This window comes from Rhodococcus sp. FG69 (assembly GCF_057808915.1).
Genome location: NZ_JBMDIX010000010.1, coordinates 135,182 through 161,429, shown reverse-complemented (window position 1 = coordinate 161,429; position 26,248 = coordinate 135,182). Strand labels below are relative to the sequence as shown.

30 protein-coding genes are annotated in these 26,248 nt (G+C 64.3%); 16 read left to right on the top strand and 14 right to left on the bottom strand.

Features of this window, described 5'->3' with window-relative positions:
• A partial coding sequence (locus tag ACODSO_RS10520) for a carboxyl transferase domain-containing protein (RefSeq protein ID WP_489036914.1) occupies positions 1–223 on the bottom strand: 223 nt, incomplete at its 3' end.
• A gap of 108 nt (positions 224–331) precedes the next feature.
• On the opposite strand from ACODSO_RS10520, the gene ACODSO_RS10515 reads away from it, so the two are divergent.
• The gene (locus tag ACODSO_RS10515; RefSeq protein WP_489036912.1) at positions 332–760 is read left to right on the top strand and encodes a hypothetical protein; all 429 of its coding nucleotides are present in this window, start codon (positions 332–334) and stop codon (positions 758–760) included.
• Between the two features lie 74 nt (positions 761–834).
• Here ACODSO_RS10515 and ACODSO_RS10510 read toward each other — a convergent pair whose 3' ends face one another.
• Entirely contained in the window at positions 835–2,751 is a 1,917-nt protein-coding gene (locus tag ACODSO_RS10510) for an APC family permease (RefSeq protein WP_489036911.1), read from the bottom strand.
• Positions 2,752–2,803: 52 nt separating this feature from the next.
• Here ACODSO_RS10510 and ACODSO_RS10505 point away from each other — a divergent pair, with 52 nt between their 5' ends.
• Positions 2,804–4,054, top strand: coding sequence for an NAD(P)/FAD-dependent oxidoreductase (locus ACODSO_RS10505; RefSeq protein WP_489036910.1), 1,251 nt, complete (start codon positions 2,804–2,806; stop codon positions 4,052–4,054).
• Positions 4,055–4,085: 31 nt separating this feature from the next.
• On the opposite strand, the gene serS is transcribed toward ACODSO_RS10505, so the two are convergent.
• Together serS and ACODSO_RS10495 are read right to left on the bottom strand one after the other, a co-directional pair.
• The gene (gene serS, locus ACODSO_RS10500; RefSeq protein ID WP_489036909.1) at positions 4,086–5,339 is read right to left on the bottom strand and encodes a serine--tRNA ligase; all 1,254 of its coding nucleotides are present in this window, start codon (positions 5,337–5,339) and stop codon (positions 4,086–4,088) included.
• Positions 5,340–5,350: 11 nt separating this feature from the next.
• Positions 5,351–5,746 (bottom strand): ankyrin repeat domain-containing protein, encoded by a 396-nt coding sequence (locus tag ACODSO_RS10495; protein ID WP_489036908.1) that lies wholly within the window; start codon positions 5,744–5,746, stop codon positions 5,351–5,353.
• 21 nt (positions 5,747–5,767) lie between these two features.
• On the opposite strand from ACODSO_RS10495, the gene ACODSO_RS10490 reads away from it, so the two are divergent.
• Entirely contained in the window at positions 5,768–6,865 is a 1,098-nt protein-coding gene (locus ACODSO_RS10490) for a septum formation family protein (RefSeq protein WP_489036907.1), read from the top strand.
• Between the two features lie 13 nt (positions 6,866–6,878).
• Positions 6,879–7,211 carry a metallopeptidase family protein gene (locus tag ACODSO_RS10485; RefSeq protein WP_082897933.1) on the top strand — a complete coding sequence of 111 codons (333 nt, stop codon included), beginning with the start codon at positions 6,879–6,881 and terminating at the stop codon, positions 7,209–7,211.
• Positions 7,212–7,352: 141 nt separating this feature from the next.
• Here the strand turns inward: ACODSO_RS10485 and ACODSO_RS10480 are convergent, their stop codons facing one another.
• Together ACODSO_RS10480 and ACODSO_RS10475 are read right to left on the bottom strand one after the other, a co-directional pair.
• Entirely contained in the window at positions 7,353–8,132 is a 780-nt protein-coding gene (locus ACODSO_RS10480) for a CbtA family protein (RefSeq protein WP_489036905.1), read from the bottom strand.
• Positions 8,123–8,317 carry a CbtB domain-containing protein gene (locus tag ACODSO_RS10475; protein WP_068377082.1) on the bottom strand — a complete coding sequence of 65 codons (195 nt, stop codon included), beginning with the start codon at positions 8,315–8,317 and terminating at the stop codon, positions 8,123–8,125. The genes ACODSO_RS10480 and ACODSO_RS10475 overlap by 10 nt, the downstream gene beginning before the upstream one ends.
• A gap of 195 nt (positions 8,318–8,512) precedes the next feature.
• Here ACODSO_RS10475 and ACODSO_RS10470 point away from each other — a divergent pair, with 195 nt between their 5' ends.
• The 4 genes from ACODSO_RS10470 (at position 8,513) to ACODSO_RS10455 (ending at position 11,627) form a co-directional block, all read left to right on the top strand.
• Entirely contained in the window at positions 8,513–9,079 is a 567-nt protein-coding gene (locus tag ACODSO_RS10470) for a histidine phosphatase family protein (RefSeq protein ID WP_489036902.1), read from the top strand.
• A 125-nt stretch (positions 9,080–9,204) separates the two neighbouring features.
• Complete coding sequence (locus ACODSO_RS10465) at positions 9,205–9,507, top strand: PE domain-containing protein (protein ID WP_489036901.1); 303 nt, start codon at positions 9,205–9,207, stop codon at positions 9,505–9,507.
• A gap of 60 nt (positions 9,508–9,567) precedes the next feature.
• A complete protein-coding gene (locus ACODSO_RS10460) occupies positions 9,568–10,815 on the top strand; it encodes a PPE domain-containing protein (RefSeq protein WP_489036899.1) in 1,248 nt (415 codons plus the stop codon).
• A complete protein-coding gene (locus ACODSO_RS10455) occupies positions 10,800–11,627 on the top strand; it encodes an ESX secretion-associated protein EspG (RefSeq protein ID WP_489036898.1) in 828 nt (275 codons plus the stop codon). Before ACODSO_RS10460 ends, ACODSO_RS10455 begins: the two co-directional genes overlap by 16 nt.
• Here the strand turns inward: ACODSO_RS10455 and ACODSO_RS10450 are convergent.
• From ACODSO_RS10450 to ACODSO_RS10440, 3 genes are read right to left on the bottom strand one after another with little or no spacing between them, the layout of a single operon-like run.
• Positions 11,624–12,289: a histidine phosphatase family protein gene (locus ACODSO_RS10450; protein ID WP_489036897.1), complete on the bottom strand. Its 666-nt coding sequence runs from the start codon at positions 12,287–12,289 to the stop codon at positions 11,624–11,626. The genes ACODSO_RS10455 and ACODSO_RS10450 overlap by 4 nt on opposite strands.
• Positions 12,286–13,215 carry a prephenate dehydratase gene (gene pheA, locus ACODSO_RS10445; RefSeq protein ID WP_068377071.1) on the bottom strand — a complete coding sequence of 310 codons (930 nt, stop codon included), beginning with the start codon at positions 13,213–13,215 and terminating at the stop codon, positions 12,286–12,288. Before pheA ends, ACODSO_RS10450 begins: the two co-directional genes overlap by 4 nt.
• Positions 13,216–13,225: 10 nt before the next feature.
• Positions 13,226–13,960, bottom strand: a complete 735-nt coding sequence (locus ACODSO_RS10440) for a hypothetical protein (protein ID WP_489036895.1) — start codon at positions 13,958–13,960, stop codon at positions 13,226–13,228.
• A 107-nt stretch (positions 13,961–14,067) separates the two neighbouring features.
• On the opposite strand from ACODSO_RS10440, the gene ACODSO_RS10435 reads away from it, so the two are divergent.
• The 5 genes from ACODSO_RS10435 (at position 14,068) to ACODSO_RS10415 (ending at position 18,486) form a co-directional block, all read left to right on the top strand.
• Positions 14,068–14,835, top strand: coding sequence for a DUF2470 domain-containing protein (locus ACODSO_RS10435; protein ID WP_489036894.1), 768 nt, complete (start codon positions 14,068–14,070; stop codon positions 14,833–14,835).
• Entirely contained in the window at positions 14,799–15,656 is an 858-nt protein-coding gene (locus ACODSO_RS10430; RefSeq protein WP_489036892.1) for a CPBP family intramembrane glutamic endopeptidase, read from the top strand. The genes ACODSO_RS10435 and ACODSO_RS10430 overlap by 37 nt, the downstream gene beginning before the upstream one ends.
• 387 nt (positions 15,657–16,043) lie before the next feature.
• The gene (locus ACODSO_RS10425; RefSeq protein ID WP_489036890.1) at positions 16,044–17,246 is read left to right on the top strand and encodes an LCP family protein; all 1,203 of its coding nucleotides are present in this window, start codon (positions 16,044–16,046) and stop codon (positions 17,244–17,246) included.
• A 30-nt stretch (positions 17,247–17,276) separates the two neighbouring features.
• Positions 17,277–17,819 (top strand): ferritin, encoded by a 543-nt coding sequence (locus ACODSO_RS10420; protein WP_489036888.1) that lies wholly within the window; start codon positions 17,277–17,279, stop codon positions 17,817–17,819.
• Positions 17,820–17,931: 112 nt separating this feature from the next.
• Positions 17,932–18,486 (top strand): ferritin, encoded by a 555-nt coding sequence (locus tag ACODSO_RS10415; protein WP_068377059.1) that lies wholly within the window; start codon positions 17,932–17,934, stop codon positions 18,484–18,486.
• Between the two features lie 79 nt (positions 18,487–18,565).
• Here ACODSO_RS10415 and ACODSO_RS10410 read toward each other — a convergent pair whose 3' ends face one another.
• From ACODSO_RS10410 to ACODSO_RS10395, 4 genes are all read right to left on the bottom strand, one after another.
• On the bottom strand, positions 18,566–19,471 hold the full coding sequence (locus tag ACODSO_RS10410; RefSeq protein WP_489036887.1) for a DUF5926 family protein: 906 nt from the start codon (positions 19,469–19,471) through the stop codon (positions 18,566–18,568).
• 45 nt (positions 19,472–19,516) lie between these two features.
• On the bottom strand, positions 19,517–20,281 hold the full coding sequence (locus tag ACODSO_RS10405; protein ID WP_068377054.1) for a glycerophosphodiester phosphodiesterase family protein: 765 nt from the start codon (positions 20,279–20,281) through the stop codon (positions 19,517–19,519).
• A complete protein-coding gene (locus ACODSO_RS10400; protein WP_489036885.1) occupies positions 20,278–21,081 on the bottom strand; it encodes a DUF4328 domain-containing protein in 804 nt (267 codons plus the stop codon). The genes ACODSO_RS10405 and ACODSO_RS10400 overlap by 4 nt, the downstream gene beginning before the upstream one ends.
• Before the next feature lie 230 nt (positions 21,082–21,311).
• Positions 21,312–21,632, bottom strand: coding sequence for a rhodanese-like domain-containing protein (locus ACODSO_RS10395; protein ID WP_489036928.1), 321 nt, complete (start codon positions 21,630–21,632; stop codon positions 21,312–21,314).
• Positions 21,633–21,828: 196 nt separating this feature from the next.
• Here ACODSO_RS10395 and ACODSO_RS10390 point away from each other — a divergent pair, with 196 nt between their 5' ends.
• Together ACODSO_RS10390 and ACODSO_RS10385 are read left to right on the top strand one after the other, a co-directional pair.
• Positions 21,829–22,764: an LLM class F420-dependent oxidoreductase gene (locus ACODSO_RS10390; protein ID WP_489036883.1), complete on the top strand. Its 936-nt coding sequence runs from the start codon at positions 21,829–21,831 to the stop codon at positions 22,762–22,764.
• Positions 22,765–22,913: 149 nt separating this feature from the next.
• Positions 22,914–24,161, top strand: a complete 1,248-nt coding sequence (locus ACODSO_RS10385) for an MCE family protein (protein WP_489036881.1) — start codon at positions 22,914–22,916, stop codon at positions 24,159–24,161.
• 10 nt (positions 24,162–24,171) lie between these two features.
• On the opposite strand, the gene ACODSO_RS10380 is transcribed toward ACODSO_RS10385, so the two are convergent.
• Complete coding sequence (locus ACODSO_RS10380) at positions 24,172–25,287, bottom strand: acyltransferase family protein (RefSeq protein ID WP_489036926.1); 1,116 nt, start codon at positions 25,285–25,287, stop codon at positions 24,172–24,174.
• A 248-nt stretch (positions 25,288–25,535) separates the two neighbouring features.
• Here ACODSO_RS10380 and ACODSO_RS10375 point away from each other — a divergent pair, with 248 nt between their 5' ends.
• A complete protein-coding gene (locus tag ACODSO_RS10375; RefSeq protein ID WP_489036880.1) occupies positions 25,536–26,159 on the top strand; it encodes a superoxide dismutase in 624 nt (207 codons plus the stop codon).
• The last annotated feature ends 89 nt before the right edge of the window (positions 26,160–26,248 follow it).

The following is a 26,248-nucleotide window of genomic DNA, read 5'->3' as shown; positions in this document are numbered from 1 at the left end:
CCAGGGCATCCATCTCCACGAAGGACCCGTCGTCGAGCAGTGCCGTGATCCGTTCACGCGCGGTCAGCTTGCCCTTGGCATGCACCTTGTCCACGGCAGCCTCACCGGAGGGAACCATGGCTTGCGCCACACGTTTCCGAAGGTCAGCGAGCTTGCCCGCCGTCGTATGGATATCGAAATTTTCGGGTTTGTCACGCGCATTCAGGTCTCGGACGCTCGTCATTTGCATGATTCTTGCAAACTTGGACGTCCAATAGAAGTACTCCCAACTAATTGTGAGATAGTCCTCAGCGGTGACACTCCCCTAGGATGGCCGGCGGGGAGGCACACTGTGACCACGCTGGGCATCGACACCAAGATTCTGCTGCTGTTGTCTGGACTGATCCTGCTCTGGGCGCTCGCGCTGGGAGTGTGGAAGTTCCGGCAAATGATGGCATCACCGACGGCTCTGGCCCATCCGTACGTCGACATCGCGCATCGAGCGGCACTGATGTACTCGTTCGCGACGCTGGTACTCGCAGCTCTGGCGGCGTTCTCCGGCTTTCCGACGGCAGTGAACCTCGTCGCCGGATTGCTCGTCACGCTCTTCTTCGTCGCGGCCATCGTCAGCTACATGGTCCACGGGATCCGGCAGGACACGGACAACCAGTTCGAGAATCCGGTGCACGGGACAGAGGCGTTCATGTGGGCGCTCATCGTCGCCGAGATCGGTGGTACTGCGGTGCTCGTTGTCGGATTCGCTGTGGGACAGTTCTTCTGACCGCTTGAATGGTCCATCCATACGATCAGATAGCGCGGAAGTGGACATTCAAGCGCAACGAGGGGCGCACCAGATCACCCTACGTGCACGTTCGGCCTCCGCTCGATGTCCGGCTCCGCGCGCCGAAGTACCTCACGCGTGACGGGTGCAACCTCGCCGACGCCGATCAACAGGAACCGCAGCAGGTTCGCCACCGGATTTCCCTCGGACCATTCGAAGTAGGCATCGGGCTTTACCCCTGTGGTGTCCCGGATCTTCAGTAGCACTGCGGCAATGGAATTGGGCACGGCTGCCGCGTCGACCCACAGCACGCGGTACTCGCCCTTCTGCTTGCCGTGCACGATCAGGTCGGTCCGAAATTCCGATGCGTCCTTGATATTGGCTTCCAGGAACAGAATCGGTTCCTCGGACGGAATTCGACTGTCCGCGCGTTGTTGCGCTTCCTTGGCCGCATACTCGGTCGGATCCAGATGCCGGGAATCGTGGCAGACGATCTGGATGGATCCACGCGCGGCTGCCTCGGACACGAATCGAAGTGCCAACTCGTCGAATTCGACCGACGTTGCCCGTAATTCGAACGATCGGGTCGCCCTGGACCAAAAGGACACCACCAGAATCGCAAGAATGAAGAACGACGCCACCTTGACGCCGTCGGGGCGTTCGAAGATGTTCGCGACCGTCGTGTAGACGAATATTACTGCCACTGCGCCGAACAGCCATACCCGGCCGCGCTGGCCACGCCTGGCCGCCGACAACGACACCGCAACCGACGCCGAGGTGATGAGCACGAGAACACCCGTCGCATAGGCGGCACTCTGAGCGTCGACGCTGGCCTTGAAGTAGAGCGTGACGATCACCGCGATCACTGCGAACACGAGCACCAGTGGACGAACAGCGCGTGCCCACTCGGGAGCCATCCCGTACTTGGGAAGGTAACGGGGAACCAGGTTGAGCAGACCCGCCATCGCCGACGCCCCCGCGAACCACAGTATGGCGATGGTGCTGACGTCGTAGACGGTGCCGAACACGCCGCCGAGGTATTCGTGAGCGAGGTACGACAGCGCACGACCGTTCGCCTCGCCGCCGTTCTGGAACTCCTGTTCGGGAATGAGGACGGTGGTGATGATGCTCGACGTGAGCAGGAAGCCGCTCATGATCAGTGCAGCGGTGGTGAGCAGGCGTTTCGCACCTCGGATTCGTCCGTCGAGTTGTTCTTTGGTGCCGCCGTCGATCTGCGGCATCACCGCCACGCCGGTCTCGAATCCAGACAGGCCGAGCGCCAACTTGGGGAACACGATGAGTGCGATGGCGATCATCATCAGCGGGTTGCCGTGCTCGGTGGTCATGGCGCGCTGCCAGTCGGTGAGCAGCGAGAGATCGGACGCGATCTCCCAGAATCCGACGATCACCACGACGAGATTCAGCGCAAGAAAGCTGCCGACGAGGGTGACGGCGATGCCTATCGCCTCGGTGAACCCCTTCAGGAAGACGGCGGCGAGCAGCGCCAGCAGCGCGAGGGTGATGATGACCTGCGCACTGTCCAAACTGGTTGGCGCAAAGGGATTCTGGACGACGTGCGCCGAGGCGTCGGCGGCCGACAGTGTCATCGTGATCAGAAAGTCGGTGGCCGCGAATCCGAGAAGAACCAGGACGAGAATCTTGCCGCCCCATTTGGGGAGCAGCTTCTCGAGCATCGCAATCGAACCCTCGCCGTTCGGACTCTCCCGCGCGACCCGTCGATACACCGGCAGCGCGCCGAACAACGTCAGCAAGATCAGCACGACGGTGGCCAGCGGCGCCAGGGTTCCGGCCGCGAGTGCCGCGATTCCGGGTTGATAGCCGAGCGTCGAGAAGTAGTCGACACCCGTCAAGCACATCACTTTCCACCACGGATGCGTGTGCTCGGCCTTGGTGGGTTTGCGATAGGGACCCATATGACCGGACGGTTGCTCGGTGATATCGCTCAGCAGCCACGACCGCAGACGCACCATCCGCAGAGGATAAACCCGCCAGGGGCACGGTGGCGGAACTACTGTGGAACACATGACACACGTGGTGGTAGCCGGTGCCGGACTTGCGGGAATTGCGTGCGCACACGAACTGGGCAAGAAAGGCCTCGACGTCACGATCGTCGACCGCAACGATTACCACCAGTTCCAACCACTGCTGTACCAGGTTGCCACTGCCCAGCTCCCCGCCGAGGACATCGCGCGGCCGCTCGCATCGATATTCGAGTCCATGAAATCGGTCCGCGTCATTAAGGCCGAGATCGCGGACGTGAATTTCACCGATCGCTCGCTGGTCGCAGACGGCGAACGGATCTCGGGCGATCACCTTGTTCTCGCAGCGGGCGCGACTGCGAACTTCTTCGGAACGCCCGGAGCCGAGGAGTATTCGTTCCCGCTGTACTCGGTCGCCGACGCCGAGACTCTGCGCCACCACGTCAGCGATCTCCTGCGGGGCGAGCGCGATCCGCTCGACGTGGTCATCGTGGGCGGCGGACCCACGGGCGTCGAAACCGCTGGTGCCTTCGCCGAGCTCTTCACCGCACTGCGCAAGATGAATCATCCGGGCGGGCGCGGCGAAGCCTGGCTGATCAATCACGGGCCTGCACTGCTCGCACCGTACAGCGATCGATCGCACAAGTATGCACACGACAAGCTCATCGAGCACGGCGCCAAAGTGCGGCTCGGGATCGGGGTGAAGGCCGTCGACGCCGAAGGGGTACTGCTGTCCGACGGATCGCGAATCTCGTCTCGGACCGTCATCTGGGCAGGCGGGGAGTCGGCGTCACCGATCGCGTCCACCTGTCGAGCCGAACTCGGTCACGGCGGCCGCATCGACGTTCTCGCCGACCTGACCGTCCCCACGTTCGAAAACGTATATGCCGTCGGCGATGTCGCGAACATCCCTGGTGCGGACGGAAAGACGCTGCCGCAGTTGGGTTCCGTCGCGCAGCAGGCAGGTGGGTGGACAGCCCGCAACATTCTGCTGACCGTCAAGGGCAAACCGAGGAAGGCGTTCGCATACCGCGACAAGGGCATCATGGCGATGATCGGCCGGGGTGCTGCCGTCGCCGAGGTCGGAGAACACCGTCACCAGGTGGAAGGTCCCCTCGCGTTCGCGGCGTGGCTCGGTGTCCACGCCGCGCTGCTCAGCGGCGCCCACAGCAGGGTCGACGCATTCCTGTCCTGGGCGTGGGACTACTTCGACAGTGACCACAGCGCCATCGTCGAATGCCACGGCGATCCCAAACGGATCGCCTGGGCGGACGACGTCAAGCCGACGATCTGACCCCGCGCAGAAGCGAACGCCGAGGGTACAGCTAGCGCAGCACATCCGTCCCGACGAACGGGACCAGCGCCTCCGGCACTCGGACGGTGCCGTCGGCCTGCTGGTGGTTCTCGAGAATCGCGACGATCCACCGCGTCGTCGCCAGGGTTCCGTTGAGCGTTGCGGCGATCTGCGGCTTGTTGTTCTCGTCTCGGTAGCGGACGCCCAGACGCCGAGCCTGGAAGGTAGTGCAGTTCGAGGTCGACGTCAGTTCGCGGTAGGCGTTCTGGGTAGGCACCCACGCCTCGCAGTCGAACTTCCGTGCCGCGGACGAACCTAGATCCCCGCCTGCGACGTCGATGATCCGATACGGAAGCTCTACAGCCGCCAGCATTTCCTGCTCGAATTCGAGAAGCTTCTTGTGCTCGGCCGCCGCGTCCTCCGGCTTGATGTACGAGAACATCTCGATCTTGTCGAACTGATGCACGCGAATGATGCCGCGGGTGTCCTTGCCGTAACTACCCGCTTCGCGGCGGAAGCACGACGACCATCCCGCGTACCGCTTCGGGCCGTCGGCCAGGTCGATGATCTCACCCGAGTGATACCCGGCCAGCGCGACCTCCGAGGTTCCGACGAGGTAGAGATCGTCGGCTTCGAGTCGGTAGATCTCATCGGAGTGGGCACCGAGGAAACCGGTTCCGGCCATGATCTCCGGCCGAACCAGTACCGGTGGGATCATCATCGTGAACCCGTTCTTGACGGCCTTCTGCGCAGCCAGCTGGAGCATGCCCTGCTGAAGCAGCGCGCCGTAGCCCGTCATGAAGTAGAACCGTGAACCCGACACCTTCGCGCCGCGTTCCATGTCGATCAAGTTCAGCGACTCGCCGAGCTCGAGGTGATCCTTCGGCTCGAAGTCGAACGTCGGAATCTCGCCGACGGTCTCGAGCAGCACGAAGTCGTCTTCACCGCCCGCGGGAGCCCCGTCCTCGACGATGTTGGAGATCTTTCGCGCTGCGGCGTCCAGTGCGGCATCGGCCTCGTTCTGGGCGGCTTCGGCGGCCTTGACGTTGGCGGCAAGCTCGGACGCACCCGCCAGCAGTGCAGGACGCTCGTCGGGAGACGCCTTACCCACCCTCTTGCCCAGCGCTTTCTGCTCTGCGCGAAGCTGATCGCCGGCCAACACAGCGGCACGGCGAGCAGAATCGGCCTCGAGCAGCAGGTCGACGAGCCCGGGGTCCTCGCCACGGGTGCGCTGCGAAGCACGGACAACGTCAGGGTTCTCGCGGAGGAACTTGAGGTCGATCACGGAGACAAACCTTACTTGTCGAGCAACCCCAGGTAGTCCTCGCGTCCGAACATCCGGGCCGCATCGATCGCCGACGGGTGCCCACCGTTCGGATCAGCCCCGCCGTCGACGAGGGCCTTCACGACGGCGTCCTCACCCTTGAACACAGCTCCAGCGAGCGGCGTCTGTCCTTTGTCGTTGGGTCGATTGACATCGGCACCCCGCTCGACCAGCGCTCCGACCGTCGCGGCGTGGCCGTGATACGACGCGAGCATGACGAGGGTGTCGCCGGAGTCGTTGTTGAGGTCGACCGGAACTCCGGCATCGAGATAGTGCGTCAAAGCCTCCGTGTCGCCCGTCCGCGCCATGGTGAACAGCCGACCAGCCAACTCGGCCATGTCAGCGTCGTCATTCTGTGGTGCCGTCATAGGAGACGAAGGTACTCGGGCATGATGGAGGAGATGTCCCCCAGTGATCCGAACGAGCGCGAGCCGAAGGAGCGTGAGCAGCGCACGGTCACCGCGCACGTCGCGCGTCGTGTCCTTGCGCTTGTCGCCGTCGGCGCGGTCGCTGCGGCCGCCGTCACACTCTTCGTTTCCGACGGCTTCTCACAGCCGGAGAAGATCAGCACGCATTCCGAAGCAGGGCCTGCGACCAGCGGACCGGTCACCGGTAAGACCTTCGGTGCGGCCGATCCCGGTACGTGCCTGAACTGGACGCCGACGGACGACCCCACGACCGACCGTCAGGACCTCGCCGAAGTCTCATGTGCGGAACCGCACCGATTCGAGGTCGCCAAGGACGTCGACATGACGGCGTACCCGGGCCTCGAGTTCGCGCCCGGTTCGGCGTATCCCGGTGCACTCCGATTCGGCGAGCTGCGAGACGAACACTGCGTCGACGTCGTCGACGACTACCTCGGCACCAAGTTCGATCCCAACGGCAAGTTCAGCGTCGGCCTGATGTTTCCCAGCCAGACGGGCTGGGCGTCCGGCGAACGCACGTTGCGATGCGGAATCCAACAGTCGTCAAACACCGGAGTTCCCCAACAGATGACCGGTTCGGTGCTCGATCAGGACCAGTCGAAAGTCTGGGACGTCGGCACCTGCATCGGAATCAACCAGAACGTGCCCGCCGACCCCGTCGACTGCAGCCAGCCACACGCATTCGAAGTCGCCTCGATCATCGATCTGCAGCAACAGTTCCCGACCGGAATCCCCAGCGAAGCCGATCAGGACGCATATCTGGAACCGACATGCACGGCCGCCGTCAACGTGTACCTCGGCTCGGACACCGCGCTGCGCGACAAGACACTCACCCTGTTCTGGTCGACGATCGACGTGACGAGCTGGCTCGCCGGTAGCCGTCAGGTGAGCTGTTCCATCGGCAAGGAACTCGACGAGGGCGGTTTCGCGACGATCACCGGATCCGCGAAGGGCGACATCCTCATCAACGGTGAGCCTCCTGCACCGCCACCCGCAGCACCCGACGGTCGTGCACTACCCACACCGCTGCCAGGCGCGGCACCGATCACCTCGGGAGGGTGACATTCCCACCGACATGACTCGCGCGGAGTTCGAAGAAGCCGTCAGCGACGCGCTCGACACACTCCCGCCGGACATCACCGATCGCATGGACAACGTCGTCATCCTCGTCGAAGACGAACACCCGACCGAGGACATCCTCGGGCTCTACGAGGGCATCGCGCTCACCGAACGCTACGAATACAGCGGGCACCTTCCCGACGTCATCACCATCTACCGCAAGCCGATCCTCGAGATGGTCGACGACGCCGACACCGCCAAGCGGGAAATCGCCATCACCGTCGCCCACGAGGTGGGCCATCATTTCGGTATCGACGACGATCGTCTGCACGAGCTGGGGTTCGGATAGTTCGGTGGTCCGCCCGGCTATCGCCGAACCCCTCATCGCTTGAATGGTCCATCCATACGAACAGATAGCTGGCGTGGTCCATTCAAGCGATAAGCCGAGCGGCCGAACCGACTAGAACCGACTAGACCGAATGGACCTTGACTAGACCCCGACCGACTCCCGGGCCGACGAGGACGCCCGATCGGTCAGGTACGCGAAAACCAGTCCTAGGCCGAGCCACAGCGTCGCCTGGGTTGCGAGTGACGACAGCCGGAATTCCCAGAGCAACGTAGCCGGGAAATCCTCGCCCACCTCGTTGATGCTCGGCAGCAGGACGTAGCCGAGCGCGACGACGACTCCGAACGCCGCGACCGGCGCAGCAACTCTCACCGCAATCGAATTCTTGGCGGCTACGAGTTTGGCGACGTACAACCCGACTGCGACGGCAGCCAGTCCAAGGATCACCGTCGCGAGCCATAGCCAGGTCCGCTGGTCGATCGTCTCGGGATCTCCGACGGCGGGCGGATTGGCCGGGTACTTGAAGAACGGGACTGCTTCGATGGCTATCCAGCCCAGCCCGGCAGCGGTCAGTGCCAGGATCGATCCGGGCAAGTTCGTGAATCGGCGGGCGTAGTACAGAACCGTCGCGAAGATGGCCCCGAGGGCCAGACCGGCGAGACCCGTGGCCAGGAACAGTCCGACACGCTGACCATCACGGCTGACGAGCGCTTCTTCCTCGTCGTGGGAATGGACCGCGGTGGCGTCTTCAGCATGTGAATGACCGCCGGTGGATTCCTCGATCGCGATGGCTGCGTCGATATGCGGCTCTCCGATTGCGAAAGCGACGGCACCGGCAAGCAGACCTGCGATCAGACCGGCGAGCAGTCCGCGGATCAGAAGCGCGCCGAAGGTGCCCTGCAGAAGGGTCTTGGTCAGTGGCATGGAAGACCCAGCAGGTGACGCCCGTCGTGCATCAGTTCGTGCATGTACATCCCGCTACGCGAGATGGCACCCTGATCGAATCCGACCAGGTAGAGCACGATAAATGCAAGCAGAATCACCGCTGTCACGACGAGGGCGAGTGCCGCCGACTCCGTGGAGTTTCCTTTGGTTACAACAGTAGCCATATCGGTAGTGCCTCCTGGGATGAATGCGTCCCGTAGAAACGTCTACGACGGTGAGTTTTCTGACTTTCGGCTGGCGGCCGATCACAGTGGCGCAACCGTTTCGGATTTGCACCGAATTACCTGCACACGTCGCACTTACCTGCGAACTGTGGCACTCCTCGCCTACAGCTGTCAATGACCACTAACATCACTGCGGTGAGTGGCTCGGTGACACGCGTAACGCTCGTCAGTCACGCAACTACGGAGGCGCTGCGCCGCGCGCGGTTCAATTCGGACGAATCGGTCGACGAGATCGGTCTGCAAGCACTGCGCCGCATCTCGTACACCGCCCGCACGGATGGTGTCGAGATCGCTCCGGAACTCCGCGCGCGTCAGACGGCCGAGGGGTTGGGCTTGCAGGGCGAGATCGTGCCCGAACTCGCCGACATCACGTACGGCGGGTGGGCAGGCCTGACGATGGACGAGCTTCCGGAGAGCGAGCTCGGGGCCTGGCTGACCGACACTTCCACGACGCCACCCGACGGGGAGTCGATCGACACTGTATTGGGCCGCGTCCGACGCTGGATGGACCGCATCGGCACCGAGCCACGCCGGGTCTGTGCGGTGACTCATCCTTCGGTGGTCAGAGCCGTCGTCGTGGCAGCGCTCGACGCTCCCCCGCATTCCTTCTGGCGGGTCGACATTCCGCCGCTCACCTCCACCACTGTCCACTGCCGATCGGGGCGTTGGACTCTCCGCGCTGTCGCCGAAAAAATCACCTGAGCTTTTTCCGCTCGAGGTGGAACCGATCGACGGTTGCCGTCGTCCAATTCCTACGAGGGCGCAATTTCGGCAATCCGAACGCTGTGCCCACGACACATAGGCGATGGAACAGTCGAGGAGAGCACATGCCAGGCACAGTCCGGGTCGATCCGGTAGCTCTCGAAGCTGCTGCAGCAGATCTCGATGCTGCTGCAGCTCGGTTGCAGGCCAATCTGACGGCAGCCTCGTTGCCGATGCAGACTCTCCCGTCGGGAAGCGAGGAAGTTTCCCTGCTCGCCAACCGGTTCTTCCGAAACTCGGCATCCACTTTTGCGCCCGCTGCGGCCGAGGCGATCGGGGAACTCATCGAGACGGCCGCTGCCTTGCGCGCGCAGGCGGCGGCGTACCGGGATGTCGACTTCGAACACGGCCGAGCCCTCGAGCTCTGACCTCACCCTCATGACGAGACGATCGGGAGCGGCGCACGTGATCCACAGAGGAGAAAACAGATGACACTCGGAGTCACCGGTGTGGTGTGGTTGCCGCGCACCGCGACGGTCAACTCGGCGTCGCTGTTGGCGGGCGCGGGACCAGCCCCGCTTGCTGCTGCGGCCGGAGCCTGGCAGGCCGTCGCAGCGGCCTACACCGACGCGTCGATCACCGTGGGTCGGGTGATGGCGGTGCTGGCGGCGGGATGGGAAGGCGATGCGGCCAACGCCGCGCAGGAGCGCCTCGGCGGCTTTCTGGCGTGGACGCAGGGTGCGGCAGCGAAGGCAGCACAGCTATCCGGGCTGGCGGCTGGGGAGGCTGCGGCGTATGCGACTGCAGCGTTGGCGATCCCGAATCCCGTGGAGATCGCCGCGGTCAAATCGGCCAAGTACACCGCGTACTCGACCGGCGGCGCCCTGAACGGAAGCGCGGAGGCCCTCGAGGTCGCCGATCGCGCGCTCGACATCCGGGCAGCGATAGTGATGGAGGCCTACGAGGCCGCAACTACGCCATTGGCAGTGCAGGTCTCGTTCGACCATCCACCGGAGATCGTCAACGATGGCGGCGTCGAGAGGTACGACAGCCAGGGCCGCCCCATCGCCGACTCCACGTCGTATTCGGAGACCAACGTATTCGGATTCAGCACCCGAACCTCTCCGGCGCAGGCTGCCATCGCAGCCGCCACCGCCGCCCTGCAAAATCCGGCGTTGGCGAGTGCCGCCGGACAGATCGCCAGCACCGCCGGCTCGGTTGCCGGTTCCTCGGTGACGACGGTGGCATCGGCAGCGTCGAACATCGGTAGCGCAGCGGCGTCCACTCTGATGAGCTCGGGTGGCGGCGGACAGGGCGGGTCGCCGGCGACGTTCCGGGCCGAGTCGGCACCCGCCGGACTCGCATCGACTCGTGCAGTCTCAGCCAGCTCGTTCGCGAGCGCAGGCGGCGGAGCAGGCCGAGGGGATGGTCTCGGCGCGCTGGGTGCATCGAAGCTCGGCGGTCCGATCGCTGGATCCTCGGGCATGACCGGGGGCGGCGAGCGCGGTGCCACCGGACTGGGGTCGGGAACACTGCTCGGTGGGAGTCAGCCGGATCCGGCAGCTGCAGCCCGCGGCACTCATGGTGGCGCCCCGATGGGCGGGAGCCAGTCCGGCGGAAGCGACGACGACGAACACGACACTCCCGGCTACCTACGACAATTCGAGCATTTCGCCGACGGTCGCACGGTCGCACCATCGGTCATCGGCGCGGACCCGACATGGAACGATCGTTGATCGACTTGGGAACCCAGCCGCTCGGACACACACTGCCGTCAGCCGAGTTGGATGCCGACCGGCTCGATTTCCTCGTCGACAGCCTGAACATCGTCGAGCTACCGGTGGTTCTCGATGTCTTTCCGCGATTCGCGACGTTCGAGGAGAGCCGCCACGCGCGCACCCGCGGGCACGACCGCCTCGTCGAGGACGGGCTTGTTCGCGACGGTCGGATTCACCAGGACGTGGAGGCCTGGCTGCGCATTCTGGAGCAGCCACGATGGTACGTCTCGGCCCGACTGGTGCCGCGGCCGTTCACCGACGATGTCCCCGTGGTCAGAGTGTGTGTGGCCGAGGGCGACGCCGGGACCGTCATCGCAGTCAGGAACGGCGGTCCACTCACCGTTCGGCCGGTGCGCAGCGATGCGGCCACCGAATTGCTCGGTGCTCTTGGGCCGGGCCGCGCGATGGACTTCCGCGGTCTGTCCGCACCGACCGATCTGCTGTCCGAGGCGCTCGACGCGACTCCCGCCGACGCGAGTGGAACGGCAGCACGGTTGACCCGGATCGGCATCGACACGGACGTGGCATTCGACGTCGCGTCGGCGATGAGCACGTGCTCGGGCCATGCGGAGATCACGGCGGTCGCCATCCGGTCCGGCAATCGGACGACGGGCGCGCATCCTGTTGCGTTCTTCGACACCCACCGTGGCCGAATTGCGGCCACGTCGAGCACCGCAGCCGACGGCCGACGTTGGTCGACGCTCTCGGCAGGCACCGACATCAGGATGAAATCGGCACTGAGGGAGTTGACGGCGGACGCGAGCAGCTAGCTGATCGGATAGTCTGCGATCCGGCTGCCCTTGCCATCGAAGGGCGGGACGAACGTGCCCCAGCGAACGCAGGACCACGACCCGCGTGCGCCGGGTACGAGCTCGATGCTCTGCGTGTTGTCGAGGTGATTGTCTGCAGCGAATTCGCCGTCGACGCCTCCCAACACCGCGGCCACCAGCCTGATTGCTGCGCCATGGCTGACCACCACCACGTCGGGAGCCTCGACGTCCGTCAGGAATTTCTCGCGCAGGTCCTCGAGCACTGGAACGTACCGATCCAGCACCGACCGGCCGCTGTCACCGCCGGGCACACGGGCGTCGAGATCACCCGAGTGCCAACGCCCGTAGATCTCGGTGAATCCTTTGTGCGCGACGTCGTCGGTCCGGCCCTCCCAGTGGCCCGCCTGGGTTTCGTGGATGCCCTCACGTTGCTGGAATACGACGGATGTCGCGGCGGCAATGTGCTCGGCAGTCTGCACAGCTCGCAGCGCGAACGAAGACACCACGATGCCCACGGTCGCTTCGGAGATCGATGCTCCGTAGCGGCGTGCCTGCTCGTGGCCGTGGTCGGTCAGGGACGCCCCGGGGAGGCTGGTGTCGAGGACTTTGTCCACATTCGAGAACGTCTGTCCGTGGCGCACGAGTACGAGCTTTCCCGTCATCGGTCCCCCTCTCCGTTGCGAAGCCTGTTCAGCCAATCGATCTCCTCGTCCAACGAAGGAGGACGACGTCCTGTTCCCGTCGCCACCGGCCACGAGCCGAGGAACCTGAGCTGCATCTTTCGGTGCAGTGCAGCCATGGCCTCGCTCATGGCCGGATCATCGATGTGCCCCGCACAGTCGACATAGAACCAGTAGGTCCCGAATTGCGTTCTCGTAGGACGTGATTCGATCCTCGTGAGGTCGATATCGCGAATCCCCAACTCCCCCAGCGCTGCATGAAGAACACCGGGAACATTCTCCGGCATCAGCACGAGTGCGGTGCGGTCCGCCCCGGTTCGGGCCGGCGCGGGTCGGGGCGTCGCGACGAGAACGAACCTCGTCCGAGCATTCTCGACGTCGGCGACGCCACCTGCGAGCGTCGACAGTCCCAACAACTCACCCGCCAGCGGGGTCGACACGGCCGCATCGGCGAGTCCGTCCACAACGTCCTGCGCCGCAGCCGCATTCGAGGACGCGAACTGCACTTCGGCATCGGGGATGTTCGCTTCCATCCACACTCGAACCTGGGCCGCCGCAATGGGATACGCCCGTACGCTCCGCACGTCGGCCAACTCGATTCCACGCGCGCCGAGAATCGAGAACGCGACATCCACCTCGGTCTCGGCGAGTATCTGGAGCCGGCTGCCGACGCGGAGAGCGTCGATCGTCGGGGATACCGAGCCCTCGACGGAGCTTTCGATCGGCACCACCGCTGCATCGACGTCGCCCTCGCGGACAGCGTCGAGAGAGGCAGGCGGGCTCGAGAGTGGAACCCGCTCTATCGGGCCGACGAACCCGAGCTCGGCGAGCATCCCGTCCGCCTCGAACTGGCCGAGCGCCATCTCGGTGAAGGTTCCCGACGGACCGAAATACGCGATTCTTGGCACGCAGACGAGGTTACGTGGTCGGCGGCGGACCGTCTGCCGAGAATGGCCGAACCAGTTGTGCAGTCACGAGTTCGCGATGGGCAGAGGCCGCATCGTCGATCTCGATTCCGAGCAGAACGGTGCGCACCGCCTCGGCGGCTTCCGGGCGCAGCACCGCCAACGAGTCGCGGTCGGGATCGGACAGCGCGGTCTGGATATCGTCGCCTCGTAGTGCGGCGACTGTCGCCGAGAGAATTGCGAGCACGTCCTGTCCGTTGCCCGCCCGTGCGCACACACCGACGTCGGCGTGCGCGACAACCGCGAGGATGTCGGCGATGTGACGCGGCGAGGCCGACGCAGCGAAACCGGGCGTGCGGTGCGCGTCGACGATGACGGTGACGAGATCCATCACCGATGCGTCCGTCAGCTCGGGGAAGATCACCAGCGGCGACGGCAATCGCAGTCGAGTCGCTTCCTCGACCGTCTCGTTGTCGGCGTCCACGTGGAAGCGGACGACCTCGTACGCAGCGGAGCCTCCGCGTAGCTCCTCGGGATCGATATCGAGATCCACGACGATCCTGCCCAGATCGATGCCCGACGGCAGTGCCGCCAACACCGAGGCAGCCACCACCGGGGGGCCCGCCGAGAGGGCGATATGCCGCTCGTTGAGGTCGACGGCGCTGCGACAGCGCTGATGCAGCAGTCCCGCGACAAGGGCCTGCGGGTCGGGTCGATGGGGGACGCCCAAGGTCAGAGGAACGGACACTCGACACACGCTAGCGCGGACTGAAATGCGTCCAACACTTGCGATACAGGCAAGCGTCAACTAACTTAGGTTTGCCTCACCTACCAGCAACCGCATCGGAGGAGCCCATGCTCGGCGCCACGACTACCGGACCGTCCACCGCAGAAAGAGTCCGCAGCGCATGTGCGCGCGCAGAGGATGCGGCGTTGGCGATCGAGGGCAGCGAACCTGTCCTGACAACTCTTCATCACCTGCGTTCCAACGGCGAGATAGTCCTGGCAGTACCGACCGAATCCGCGGCAGGCGTCATCGCGTGGCGCTCGACCCGCTCGGGCGTTCCGGCGGTCCTCGAACTGACCGATCATGCGCCGCTACCACTGCGTGAACCGGTCCGATCGCTCGTCTGGCTGCGCGGCGAACTGCGTCCCGTCCCGGCTTCCCTCATGCGTCCGATGGCGGCCGCAGTCGCCGCCGAGCACCCACATGGCGCGTTGCTCGACGTCGGACACAGCACCGTGCTCCTTCGTCTGATCCTCTCCTCGGCCGTCGTCGCCGACAGCACCGGAGCCGAGCCGGTCGCTGTGGACGACCTGCTCGCGGCCGCTCCCGATCCGTTCTGGGAGATGGAAACCAGCTGGCTCCAGCATCTCGACGCGGATCACACCGATCTCGTCAACCAACTTGCCCGACGCCTCCCGCCATCGCTCCGACAGGGGCGCATCCGGCCGCTGGGCATCGACCGCTACGGTATTCGACTGCGGATCGAAAGCGACTACGGAGACAACGACGTACGACTGGGGTTCGCCGAACCCGTCGACGACACCACGGCGCTGAGCCGAGCGATTCGAGTGCTCGCCGGATGCCCCTTCCTCAACGGGCTGCGCGCCAGGAGCTAGCCCATACTTGTTCGGTGATCGATGTGAAGGGCTGGATCAAACCCGACAAGCGAGACGACGGCCCTCCACCGGATCCGGGTGAACGACGCGCGATCATCATCGAGATTTCCATCGTCCTGCTGGTCACATTCGGCCTGAGCGGACTGAGCAGCATCCTCTCGCTCGTCGAGGACGCGTTGCTTGCCGGCAGTCTCGCCGACCAGACCGTCGCGCTGAACACGTCGAGTTCCTCGCTCGGCATCATCGACCTGCTCTACCAGGTTCTGCGGATACTCCGGCTCTGCGCGTGGGGCGCTCTCGGGCTCTACCTTCTGTGGCGTGCCGGCCTCGGACCGCGACTGGTCGGCCTCGGAAGACCTCGCGCCAAGACGGACCTAGTTCAAGGACTCGGCCTCGCAGCGCTGATCGGCCTACCAGGCCTGCTCTTCTACCTCGTCGGGAACGCCGTCGGCCTCAACCTCACCGTCGTTCCGAGCACGATCGACGACCACTGGTGGCGCATCCCCGCCCTCATCGCCTACGCATTCGCGAACTCCGGGGCCGAAGAGATAGTCGTAGTCGCCTACCTGATCTCGAGGTTGCGTCGTCTCGGGATGGGCGAGAACTCCTCGCTGCTGCTGTCGGCGCTGCTCCGCGGGTCGTATCACCTGTATCAGGGACTGGGCGCGGGCGTCGGGAATCTGCTCATGGGAATCGTGTTCGGCCGCTTCTGGCAGAAGACGAACCGACTGTGGCCGCTGCTGATCGCGCATGCGCTCATCGACATCGTCGCGTTCGTCGGCTATACCCTCCTCCGCGACCATCTCTCGTGGCTGCCGTAGCTCCTCTCTCGGAGCTTCGTCGCCGCCTTCGGCTTGTACAGTCGATCCGTGAGCGACGACCAGCATGATCGCAGGAACCCCGGACAGGGTCCTCCGCCCGGCCGTCGAACATCCCCGCCCGCCGGCCGAGGCAATCAACCGCCCGCCGGCCGAGGCAATCAACCGCCCGCCGGCCGAGGCACCCAACCGCCACCCGGCCGAGGTAATCAGCCCCCTCCCGGCTATCGCCCGCCCGCACCCGGTCAGCAACCACCCGGGCACCGGGCACAACCACCCGGGAACCGCCCACCACCGGGGCACCGCCCACCACCGCCTGGATATCGGCCACCGCCGCTTCCTCCTGAGGGGACCGCGATCATCCGACGTGACGGACGTTCCGGTGGTCCGATGCCTCCCGGCCAGCAGGCGTGGTCGCAAGCACCCGAACCTGGCGCTGTCTCCCGTGGGCCGAACCCGACCCAGCAATATAGACCGACCGAGCAGTATCGACCGAGCGAGCGCAACGAGTACGCGCCGACTCAGACGCCGCAGCCTTATACCGAGCGGTCGACACCCGAAGCACAGCCCCCTCGTCGACGACCACCACCGCCGGAACGCGCGTTACGGCGCCCGGAGCCCGCGAAACCGCCGGGCCAACGCAAGAAACGGCATTGGGGCAGACGGTTCGGGCTGACGTTTCTGGCTCTGCTGTTGGTCTTCGGTGGTCTTGTCTACTATGTCGACAGCTCGCTGACGCGGGTCGATGCGCTGAGCAATTACGACGGTCGGATCGCGGATACTCCCGGAACCAACTGGTTGCTCGTCGGCTCCGACTCGCGGACCGGTCTGACTCCGGAGGAGGAGGCAGCCCTGTCGACCGGGGGCGAGACCGGACCCAGCCGGACCGACACGATCATCCTGATCCACATTCCCGAGGGTGGCGGCGCGACGACGATGGTCAGTCTGCCGCGCGACTCGTACGTGTCGATTCCTGGATACGGCCAGGACAAGCTCAATGCATCGTTCGCGTTCGAAGGCGCGCCGCTTCTCGTCCAGACCGTCGAGGGTGCGACCGGCATCCGAATCGACCACTATGCCGAGATCGGATTCGGCGGTTTCGCCGGCATCGTCGATGCGATCGGTGGCGTCGACGTCTGCCTGCAGAACGCAATCTCCGACCCCCTCGCGGGCATCGATCTTCCTGCCGGATGCCAGGAACTCTCCGGCTCCGATGCACTCGGGTTCGTCCGGACTCGTGCGACCGCACTCGCCGACCTCGACCGAATGAACAACCAACGTCAGTTCATGTCGGCGCTGTTGTCGAAGGCGACGAGCCCGTCGACGTTCCTCAACCCCCTGCGGCTGTGGCCGCTGGTCAAGGACACCGCGGATTCGCTGAGTGTGGACGAAGGCGACCACATCTGGAATCTCGCGGCCCTCGCGTGGGCGATGCGAAGTGACCTCGTCACGACGACTGTTCCCGTGTCGGGATTCGAGAACACCGACGTCGGCAATGTGTTGCTGTGGGACTCCGATCGAGCATCGCAGTTCTTCGGTGCGCTTGCCGAAGATCGGCAGATCCCCGAGGACCTTCGAACGTCGGGACCCTGATCGGCCACCTCGAACGGTAACGTCAGCGCAATGACCACGACCGAGATCCACTCCCGATTTCACGACCTCCTGCGCGCGCAGGTCGGTCACGAATTCACGGCGTCGCAGCAGTACGTTGCGATCGCGGTGTGGTTCGACACGAACGATCTTCCCCAGCTGGCCCGACGCTTCTACGCGCAGGCCAGCGAAGAACGCAGCCACGCGATGATGATGATTCAGTACCTGATCGACAAGGACGTCAAGGTCGCGGTTCCCGGGGTCGGCGACGTGGTCGGTGAGTTCGCGAAGGTCGCCGAACCCGTCGAGTTGGCGCTTGCGCAGGAAAAGACCGTCACCGAGCAGATCACGGATCTCGCGCGCACGGCACGGGAGGACGGCGACTACATCGGTGAGCAATTCATCCAGTGGTTCCTGTCGGAGCAGGTCGAGGAGGTCGCGAGTATGCGCAGCCTGCTGAACATCGTGCACCGGGCGGGAGGGCAACTGTTCGACGTCGAGGAGTACGTTGCGCGCGAAACGTCGGCCCGGGTGAACCGCACCACAAACCCGCCGAAAGAGGCCGGCGCATTGTGACCAATTCGCTGGTCATAGTCAAGATTTAGGGCGGTCTTATTTAGGCAACCTAAACCTCAATAAGGGTGAACTTGGATGACAAGCACCCTCTGACCAGCATAATCTCGCCGTCATGAGCGCAGACATCAGAGAAACAACACACTCCAAGTTCCACGCACTTCTGCGAGACCAGATTCGCAACGAGTTCAACGCGTCGCATCAGTACATCGCAACGGCCGTGTACTTCGACAACCATGACCTGCCGCAGCTTGCGAAGCACTTCTACGCGCAGGCCGTCGAAGAGCGCAACCACGCGATGATGATCGTCCAGTACTTCCTGGACCGCGACATCACCGTCGAGCTCACCGGCGTCGACGCCGCCAAGTCTGTCTTCACCGACGCGCGTGAGCCGATTGCCCTAGCCCTCGCTCAGGAGGAGACCGTCACCGAGCAGATCATCGGCCTCGCGAGCACTGCACGCGAAGAAGGCGACTACGTGGGTGAGCAGTTCATGCAGTGGTTCCTCAAGGAGCAGGTCGAGGAAGTTGCCAGCATGAAGACGCTGCTCAACATCGCCGACCGCGCGGGACACAACCTGTTCGATCTCGAAGAGTTCGTCGCCCGTGAGTTCGGTGGCGCAGCCGGATCGGACGCAGGTGCACCCCGCGCTGCCGGTGGCTCGATCTAACGGGACTCGCTGCGCTCGAGTGGCACGGTTAAGCGCAACGCGGTGCACTTAACCGTGCCACTGGCGGCGGAGCCGCCGGTCAGCGCAAAGTTACCTGGCGAGACCGCAGCCCATCACGCGATCGTCGCTGCTCCGACGTCAGCGGAGCGTCGACGCTGAGCGCCTCGGCAAGCTTGTTGCCGAATTCGATTGTGGGCGCAACCCATTCGGCCGGGTGCATCTCGGAATCGAGATCGAATACCGGAACCAGCAGACCATGCGTCCGGAACGAACCGGCGTAACGCGAGCCCTCTCCCAGCGACAGATCCCCTGCAGCGTGCAGACGAGCGAGAGCCAGCATCAGCTCGTCCTCGCTTTCCGGGCGAACCCACCGCAGGTGTGCCTTGTCGCCTGCATCGACCCACCAGGCAGCCGTCAGACCCTCGCCCTCCAACCGGGCCGACGGCATGATCGCCTGATTGGCGCGCTCCACCGTCGCCGCAACGTCGGCTGCAGGCTCGGAGTTCTCGGGAATCCACCAGTTGAAATCCTGATGCACGGTGATATCCAGCTCGAGCGTCGGATCGAGTACTTCCTTCAGCGCCGGCGTGTTTCCGTCAGGGCCTGCCGATTCGAGTGACTCACCCGGCTGAGCAATCGACGCCCAGGAGAGCGCGCTGGAAAGATCAGCTGCGACGTTCGGCGAGTGCACCTGCACCTGCAAGCCCGCGAATCCCCGCGCATCTCCGCTTTCCTCGCGCACCAACGCCGCCACTGCGCCGGGCAGCACCGTGGCAATCGTCATCGAACGACCGTCGACGACGAGGGGCGCCGTAGCCGACGGCACGAACTCACGCATCGCGACGAGATCGCATTCGGCTTTGACACCCTGGAACGGACGGACCGGCGCGGCCTGGAGGCTTTCGCGCTCGGCCTCACGCTGTGCGAGCTTCGCTGCTCGGTTGCTGTCCTGCTTCGGACCACTGTTTCTTTTGCTCTTACCCACGACCGAAACCTACACGCAGGCCATGAACCCGGGTCACTCCGCGGGCTACTGCTCGAGCCACGCCTTGGTTCGGCCCGGGTTGTTCGTCGCAATCCACCCGACGCCGAGTTCGCGGCACAGCTCTACGTCGGCCTTCTCGTCCACCGTCCAGCAATACGTCGCGCGTCCCGACGCGGCAGCCCGGTCGACTATCGACGGACGCTCACGCAGGCTCTTGATCGACGGACCGACTGCCGTAGCGCCGACCGTAGTCGCAGCTCCGCCGCCGAGGTAGTGCGAGGTATCGCCGAGCAGCACAGTGGGAAGCATCGGCGCCGACCTGCGTACTCTCCACACCGCCGTCGGCGCGAAGGACATGATCACAGCTCGTGAGTGATCGGCCGAAGCAGGCTGGGCGATACCGAACCGGTGAAGCTCGGCCAACACCTTGCTCTCGATGAGCGACCCGTAGCGCACCGGGTGCTTGGTCTCGATGAACAGCTTCGTGGGCTTGGAATTCCAGTCGAGCACGAGTGAAATCAGATCAGCGAGGGTCAACAGATCGGCGGGTTCACCGCCGTCGCCGTAATCGAACCCCTTCAGCGTCTCGTAGTCGAGCTCACTGACGATGCCGGTACCGGTCGAGGTTCGGTCGACTCGTCGATCGTGCACACACACGATGTGGCCGTCGCGGGTAAGTCTGACGTCGCATTCGAGGCCGTCGGCTCCCTCACGCAGAGCGAGGTCGTAGGCCGCAAGCGTGTGCTCCTTCTTCTCCTCCGACGCCCCGCGGTGCGCGACGACGAAGGGACCTCGCCGATCCCCACTCATGACACGCCCGCCTTCTCGGGCTGCTCCGTCGCAGGTGAAGCACCTGCCGCTTCCTCGTTTGTTTCACGTGGAACCACCGAGACACTCGAAGCCGCTACAGCCCCGGGAACCGCGATGACCCACCTTGTCGGCGCTGCGCGCGCCCCACCGCGCCACCCGAGTCCGTCGACGCTTCGCATGAGAACAAGCGTCAGGAAAGCTACTGCTGCCGCAACGAGAGCAACGAACGCCGAGAACAACACACCGTTGGCCTGCGCTTGCAGCGAGTCCTCGAAACGCCATAGCGTCGCGGCGAGCACCAGGGCCCAGTTGACGACCCACGCAGCCCACCAGATACGCACCAGGACACGCAACCGGGCCTGATCCGCGCGGCCTCGCACGTCGACCAATTCGGTGAGAAACACGCCGGGCATGACGAGAGAAAGCACTGGAACAAGACTTCCGACGAAGATCCCTCGGGCACTGCGTGGATCGCGCGCTCCGGCCCGGTCGAATATCGACCGACGCCTGTCCACCAGCCAGCACACCGACGCAACCGCTGCCGCGATGCCGATACATACGGACGCGACTTCGGCGAAGAGCACCAATGCGTCGGACAGGACCAGCGTCGTCTGGCTCACCAACCGCGTCCGGTTGTACAGCAGGATTCCGTATCGAAAGAGCTCGGCGATCGCAGCCAGCACCAGCAGGGCACCGACGAGCAACAGCAGGCCCGACGCCGCTCCCGCCCAGCGCTGAAGACGAGGCTCACGCTCGACATGCGAGGTGGTCGGCCGATCGATCAGTCCCCATCGCGGCATCTCGTCGTACGTCGGCGTTCGGGGGCTTCGGGGTTGCAGGGTCCGACGAGGGCGTGGGGACTTGCTCTTCGGGCGGCGGGCGACCCACTTGAAGTTTCTCTGTCCTGCGGCGGGAGCTTGCGCGGAGACAGGCGACAGCAGTATGCCGTGGCACCGACTGCACCACACCGCCGGACGAGTCCCGACGGGCCACCGCGTCGAACAGCGCGCACAGACCTGGAATGCGGACACTAGAGGATTCTCGCCTCCGCACCGTCGTCACGCACGATCGGACGCCCGGCTTCGTTCCAAGCGACCATGCCACCGTCGACGTTGCTCGCCTCGTAGCCGATCCGAGCCAGATACTCCACGACCCGAAGCGAGCGGGCGCCTGAACGGCAGACGACAAACAGTTCGGCATCCGGTTCCACCTCGCCGATGCGGGAGGGAATCTCGGCCATCGGAATGTGGATCGCACCCGCAGCATGGCCGTGCTGCCATTCCTCGTCCTCGCGAACGTCGAGCAGAATTACCGACTCGCTCCACTCGGAGGGAAGTTCGGCGGCGGGCACGGAGGACAGATCCGAAGCAGACACATATCCGATCTTGTCACGCGATCGACCGGTGCTGCCACCCACGGATCGCGCGACCCGGTCGCCGGACAAAGAGGTTATCCACATTATCCACAGACCGATCCACAGAAACGGGACAAATGCAGGTTTCTATCCACAGGCAAGAGCAGTGTTCGACCGCTCCTAGACTCGGATCATGGCCGCTATCGAACTTCGCGTCTTCACCGAACCTCAGCAAGGTGCCACCTACGACGATCTTCTCCGCGTCGCGCAGGCCGCGGAAACGCTCGGCTACGGCGCATTCTTCCGTTCCGATCACTACCTCGCCATGAACTCCGAGGGGCTCCCCGGTCCGACCGATGCCTGGATCACCCTGGCCGGCATCGCGAGGGAAACATCCACCATTCGCCTCGGCACACTGGTCACCTCGGCGACGTTCCGCTACCCCGGTCCGCTCGCGATCAGCGTCGCTCAGGTCGATGCGATGAGCGGTGGTCGTGTCGATTTCGGGATCGGAGCCGGATGGTTCGAGGACGAGCACAAGGCCTACGGCATTCCATTCCCTGCCCTCGGTGAACGCTTCGACAAGCTGGAGGAGTCGCTGGCAGTCATCACCGGACTGTGGAAAACACCCGTGGGTCAGACCTTCTCCTACGACGGCAAGCACTTCCCCATCACCGATTCACCTGCCCTGCCCAAGCCGGTGCAGTCTCCGCGCCCACCGATTCTCATCGGCGGCGGCGGCAAGAAGCGCACCCCGGCGCTGGCCGCGCAGTACGCCGACGAGTTCAACATCCCTTTCGCATCGCTCGACGCCACCGCGACGCAATTCGAGCGTGTGCGTGCTGCGGCGACGGCAGCCGGGCGCGCTCCCGAGTCGCTCGTCTACTCGAACGCGCTCGTACTGTGTTGCGGCAAGTCCGAGGAGGAGATCGCACGCCGTGCTTCGGTCATCGGCCGAGAGGTCTCGGAGTTGCGCGACAACGGAGCAGCTGGCTCTCCCGCCGAATTGGTCGACAAGATCGGTCGCTTCGGCGAGCTGGGTGCATCACGGGTCTACCTGCAGATGTTGGACCTGAACGATCTCGATCACCTCGAACTGGTGGCGTCGGAGGTCATGCCGCAGCTGTGAGGGCACCCTGCAGGCAGCTTGTTGACACTGTGCCAATAAGATGTCAGTGTGATGGCACTCACTCGGACACACGTCCGAATGCCCTCCCGCGCAAAGGCCCCCATGTATCCGATCCAAGGGCTTCACCGGCTATTTCCCGAAGGTGACCTGTGAACGGTCGACAAGTGAAGTTCCAACTCGTCGCGCTCGCGCTCGTGGCAGTAGTGGGCGTGACGTTCGTCGGGGCGAAGTACGTGCGCCTGGACAACCTTCTCGGGTTCGGTCAGTACCGGGTCAGCGCACACTTCGCGGACTCGGGCGGCATATTTTCCAATGCCGAAGTCACGTACCGCGGTGTCCCGGTGGGGACGGTCGGCGCGCTGTCGCTGACATCCGATGGCGTAGCCGTCGAGCTGTTGCTCGACAATGGCGGGCCGAGAATTGCGGCGTCGACCGAGGCCGTCGTCGCGAGTCGCTCGGCGATCGGCGAGCAGTACGTGGACCTGCGGCCGACCACCGAGTCCGGCCCCCACCTCGAGGACGGCTCGGAGATCGCTACAGCCGACACGGAAATCCCGGTTCCGGTAGAGGACCTTCTTGCGAGCACCGATCGGCTGGTCACGTCTGTCCCGATCGCCGGTCTCGAGACGGTAGTGAGCGAGCTGGGTACGGCACTCGACGGTCGAGGTACCGACCTGAACGTGCTCCTCGATTCACTCGGAACACTGTCGGAGTCGGCCGATGCCGCCCTGCCACAGACGCTCGCCTTGATCGAGGACAGTCGGACAGTGCTCGATACCCAGTCGGAGCAGTCCTCGGCGATTCGCCAGTTCAGCGCCGATCTGAACCTCGTGACCGCGCAATTGAGAAGCAACGACCCCGATATCCGACGGCTGATCGGTACCGGCACGGCCGCAAGCGACCAGATCGGATCGCTCATCGCCGAAGGAGGGCCGTCACTGACGGGGGTTCTTACCAACATCGAATCGGTCGCCGAGCAGATGGCGCCGAGTTCGTTCGCGCTTCAGCCGCTCCTCGCTTTTCTACCGACTCTCGCCGCGGGCGGCAGCACTATCGTTCCCGGCGACGGCACTGCACATCTCAGCCTGGTACTCGAAACGAACAATCCACCCCCATGCACCATCGGCTACGAACGTTCGCAGCAAATACTGAGCGAAGAGAAAGAGCAGGATCCGAACTTCGACCCCACCGAGAGCAACTACCCTCTCAACCTGGATGCCAACTGCACGACGCCGCACGGCAGCGTCACCGGCGTCCGTTCAGCAAGTCGAATCGTCTTCGCCGACCCCGAAACACCGCAACCGTGGGACGACAAGCCGAAGGTGGATCCCGACAAGCTCAACCTCAATCCGATTGCCTCACAGCTCGCTCCGCTGATCGGGGTCACCCCCAAGTAGCCGGGCCGTCCTACGAACGCACAGGTGCGCGTCGGAATCGGCCGTTGAGCCAGGTGGCAGCCGGCACCTCGACCCATCGGTAGACGGCCTCCGACACGGCTGCGGTCACGAGGAGGAACGCGAGCACGGCACCCGTCGGTCCGGTGTACGGCACGACGTTCTCGTAGACCCGGTACAGAATCAGCGTGTGCACGAGGTAGATGGCGTAGCTCCGCGTGCCCGTCCAGTGCACGATTCGCCAGTGCGCAATTCGACCGTCGTACCTACCCAGCAGCAACACGAGGCCGGTCACGACGATGATCGTCCACATGTACTGATCGCCCGCCCAATAGGCATGCACGTTCGTGGCGAGCCGTATGACCTCGGCCTGCGCGAGCACTGCGAGCACCACCCACCGCCATGAGACGATCCGCGCCCAGCCCAGGTAGATGATCTGACCGAGGAACAGCGTCGGCAGCGTTGCCGCGATCTTCGACAGCATCGGCACCGACCACGGCTGTGGGATGTAGAAGTTGTAGAGCAGCACCACGACGCACAGCGCGGCACCGAGAAGCGGCACCACGATCGGCCGCGTGCGAAGGATGTCTCGCGCTGCGACGCAGTACAGATAGAACAACAGCTGGACCGTCAGGGTCCACGTGACTCCGAGGACGGCAACCTCCGGCTTCAGAAAGAACCCGCCGAGGACGAAGCTGAGTGCGGCCTCGGAATTGCTGATGCCACTCTGCCCGCTGAACATGCCGTTGATCCCGAGCCTGACCAGGACGACGGCGAGCGCCACGGACACCCACAGCGCCGGAACGAGCCGAGAGAGGCGGCTGACCGTGAAATCTCGTCGGGACTGCCGCATTGCCGATCTCGTGACGAGAAGCCCGGTGAGCAGCATGAATATCGCGACACCGACGAACGAGAGATGGTTGTTGAGCCCCGCCTCCTGGATGAGGACGCTGTAGACGACGTCGATGACCCACCAGCCCTCGCCTCGATCGTCGATCAAGTAGAACGAGATGTGGGAGTACAGCACGGCCAGCACCGCGATCAGCCGTAGAAGGTTGGCCCCGGCAAGTTCGACGCGTGGCGCATGAACGGTCGACTGGCTGTCGACTCGCTCGCTCGGCCTGCGCAAGGGACTCACGCGGCCAGCCTAGTTTCCTGTTCATCTGCTGGACGAATCGTAGAGCCGCGCTGTGACCTCGCTGTGACCTTAGGTGGTATGTCGCGGCAGCGCGTTTTTATTCCGAGAAATGGATCTCGGTTACAACTGTTGCACTAGGGGTACTAATGAGATTGGGTTGAACCCGAGAGACGATCCGCAGTAGACGAGCGCGCCGTGGGATTCACGGTATGCGCGGCGTCGACAGAGAAGGGAAACACGTGTCCGAGTACACACTGCCCGACCTAGATTTCGATTACTCCGCCCTCGAGCCACACATCTCGGGCGAGATCAACGAATTGCACCACTCGAAGCATCACGCAACGTACGTCGCCGGCGCCAACACGGCGCTGGAAAAGCTCGCCGCGGCCCGTGAGAACGAGGACCACGGCTCGATCTTCTTGCTCGAAAAGAACCTTGCATTCCACCTCGGCGGGCACGTCAATCACTCCATCTGGTGGAAGAACCTCTCCCCCAACGGTGGCGACAAGCCCGAAGGCGAGCTCGCCGCAGCAATCGACGACCAGTTCGGTTCGTTCGACAAGTTCCGCGCGCAGTTCACCGCCGCTGCCAACGGCCTGCAGGGGTCCGGCTGGGCCGTCCTGGGCTACGACTCGCTAGGCAAGAATCTCCTCACGTTCCAGCTCTACGATCAGCAGGCCAACGTGCCGCTCGGCATCATCCCGCTGCTCCAGGTCGACATGTGGGAGCACGCCTTCTACCTGCAGTACAAGAACGTCAAGGCCGATTACGTCAAGGCGTTCTGGAATGTCGTGAACTGGGCCGACGTTCAGGCTCGCTTCGAAGCTGCGACTTCCAAGACTCCGGGTCTCATCTTCCCGTAAGTTGTTCAGCTCGAATGGGCCATCGCGCACGTCGCGGTGGCCCATTCGTGCGTTCTGGCACTGAACGTCCGCTTGAATGTGGCTTCCAC

Bases quoted from the DNA above. Each gene is read 5' to 3' on its own strand.
- ACODSO_RS10510 (WP_489036911.1), bottom strand. From the start codon at position 2,751: ATGGTGCGTCTGCGGTCGTGGCTGCTGAGCGATATCACCGAGCAACCG.
- ACODSO_RS10505 (WP_489036910.1), top strand. From the start codon at position 2,804: ATGACACACGTGGTGGTAGCCGGTGCCGGACTTGCGGGAATTGCGTGC.
- ACODSO_RS10495 (WP_489036908.1), bottom strand. From the start codon at position 5,746: ATGACGGCACCACAGAATGACGACGCTGACATGGCCGAGTTGGCTGGT.
- ACODSO_RS10490 (WP_489036907.1), top strand. From the start codon at position 5,768: ATGATGGAGGAGATGTCCCCCAGTGATCCGAACGAGCGCGAGCCGAAG.
- ACODSO_RS10485 (WP_082897933.1), top strand. From the start codon at position 6,879: ATGACTCGCGCGGAGTTCGAAGAAGCCGTCAGCGACGCGCTCGACACA.
- ACODSO_RS10480 (WP_489036905.1), bottom strand. From the start codon at position 8,132: ATGCCACTGACCAAGACCCTTCTGCAGGGCACCTTCGGCGCGCTTCTG.
- ACODSO_RS10475 (WP_068377082.1), bottom strand. From the start codon at position 8,317: ATGGCTACTGTTGTAACCAAAGGAAACTCCACGGAGTCGGCGGCACTC.
- ACODSO_RS10465 (WP_489036901.1), top strand. From the start codon at position 9,205: ATGCCAGGCACAGTCCGGGTCGATCCGGTAGCTCTCGAAGCTGCTGCA.
- ACODSO_RS10460 (WP_489036899.1), top strand. From the start codon at position 9,568: ATGACACTCGGAGTCACCGGTGTGGTGTGGTTGCCGCGCACCGCGACG.
- ACODSO_RS10455 (WP_489036898.1), top strand. From the start codon at position 10,800: ATGGAACGATCGTTGATCGACTTGGGAACCCAGCCGCTCGGACACACA.
- ACODSO_RS10450 (WP_489036897.1), bottom strand. From the start codon at position 12,289: ATGACGGGAAAGCTCGTACTCGTGCGCCACGGACAGACGTTCTCGAAT.
- ACODSO_RS10435 (WP_489036894.1), top strand. From the start codon at position 14,068: ATGCTCGGCGCCACGACTACCGGACCGTCCACCGCAGAAAGAGTCCGC.
- ACODSO_RS10430 (WP_489036892.1), top strand. From the start codon at position 14,799: ATGCCCCTTCCTCAACGGGCTGCGCGCCAGGAGCTAGCCCATACTTGT.
- ACODSO_RS10425 (WP_489036890.1), top strand. From the start codon at position 16,044: ATGCCTCCCGGCCAGCAGGCGTGGTCGCAAGCACCCGAACCTGGCGCT.
- ACODSO_RS10420 (WP_489036888.1), top strand. From the start codon at position 17,277: ATGACCACGACCGAGATCCACTCCCGATTTCACGACCTCCTGCGCGCG.
- ACODSO_RS10415 (WP_068377059.1), top strand. From the start codon at position 17,932: ATGAGCGCAGACATCAGAGAAACAACACACTCCAAGTTCCACGCACTT.
- ACODSO_RS10405 (WP_068377054.1), bottom strand. From the start codon at position 20,281: ATGAGTGGGGATCGGCGAGGTCCCTTCGTCGTCGCGCACCGCGGGGCG.
- ACODSO_RS10400 (WP_489036885.1), bottom strand. From the start codon at position 21,081: ATGCCGCGATGGGGACTGATCGATCGGCCGACCACCTCGCATGTCGAG.
- ACODSO_RS10390 (WP_489036883.1), top strand. From the start codon at position 21,829: ATGGCCGCTATCGAACTTCGCGTCTTCACCGAACCTCAGCAAGGTGCC.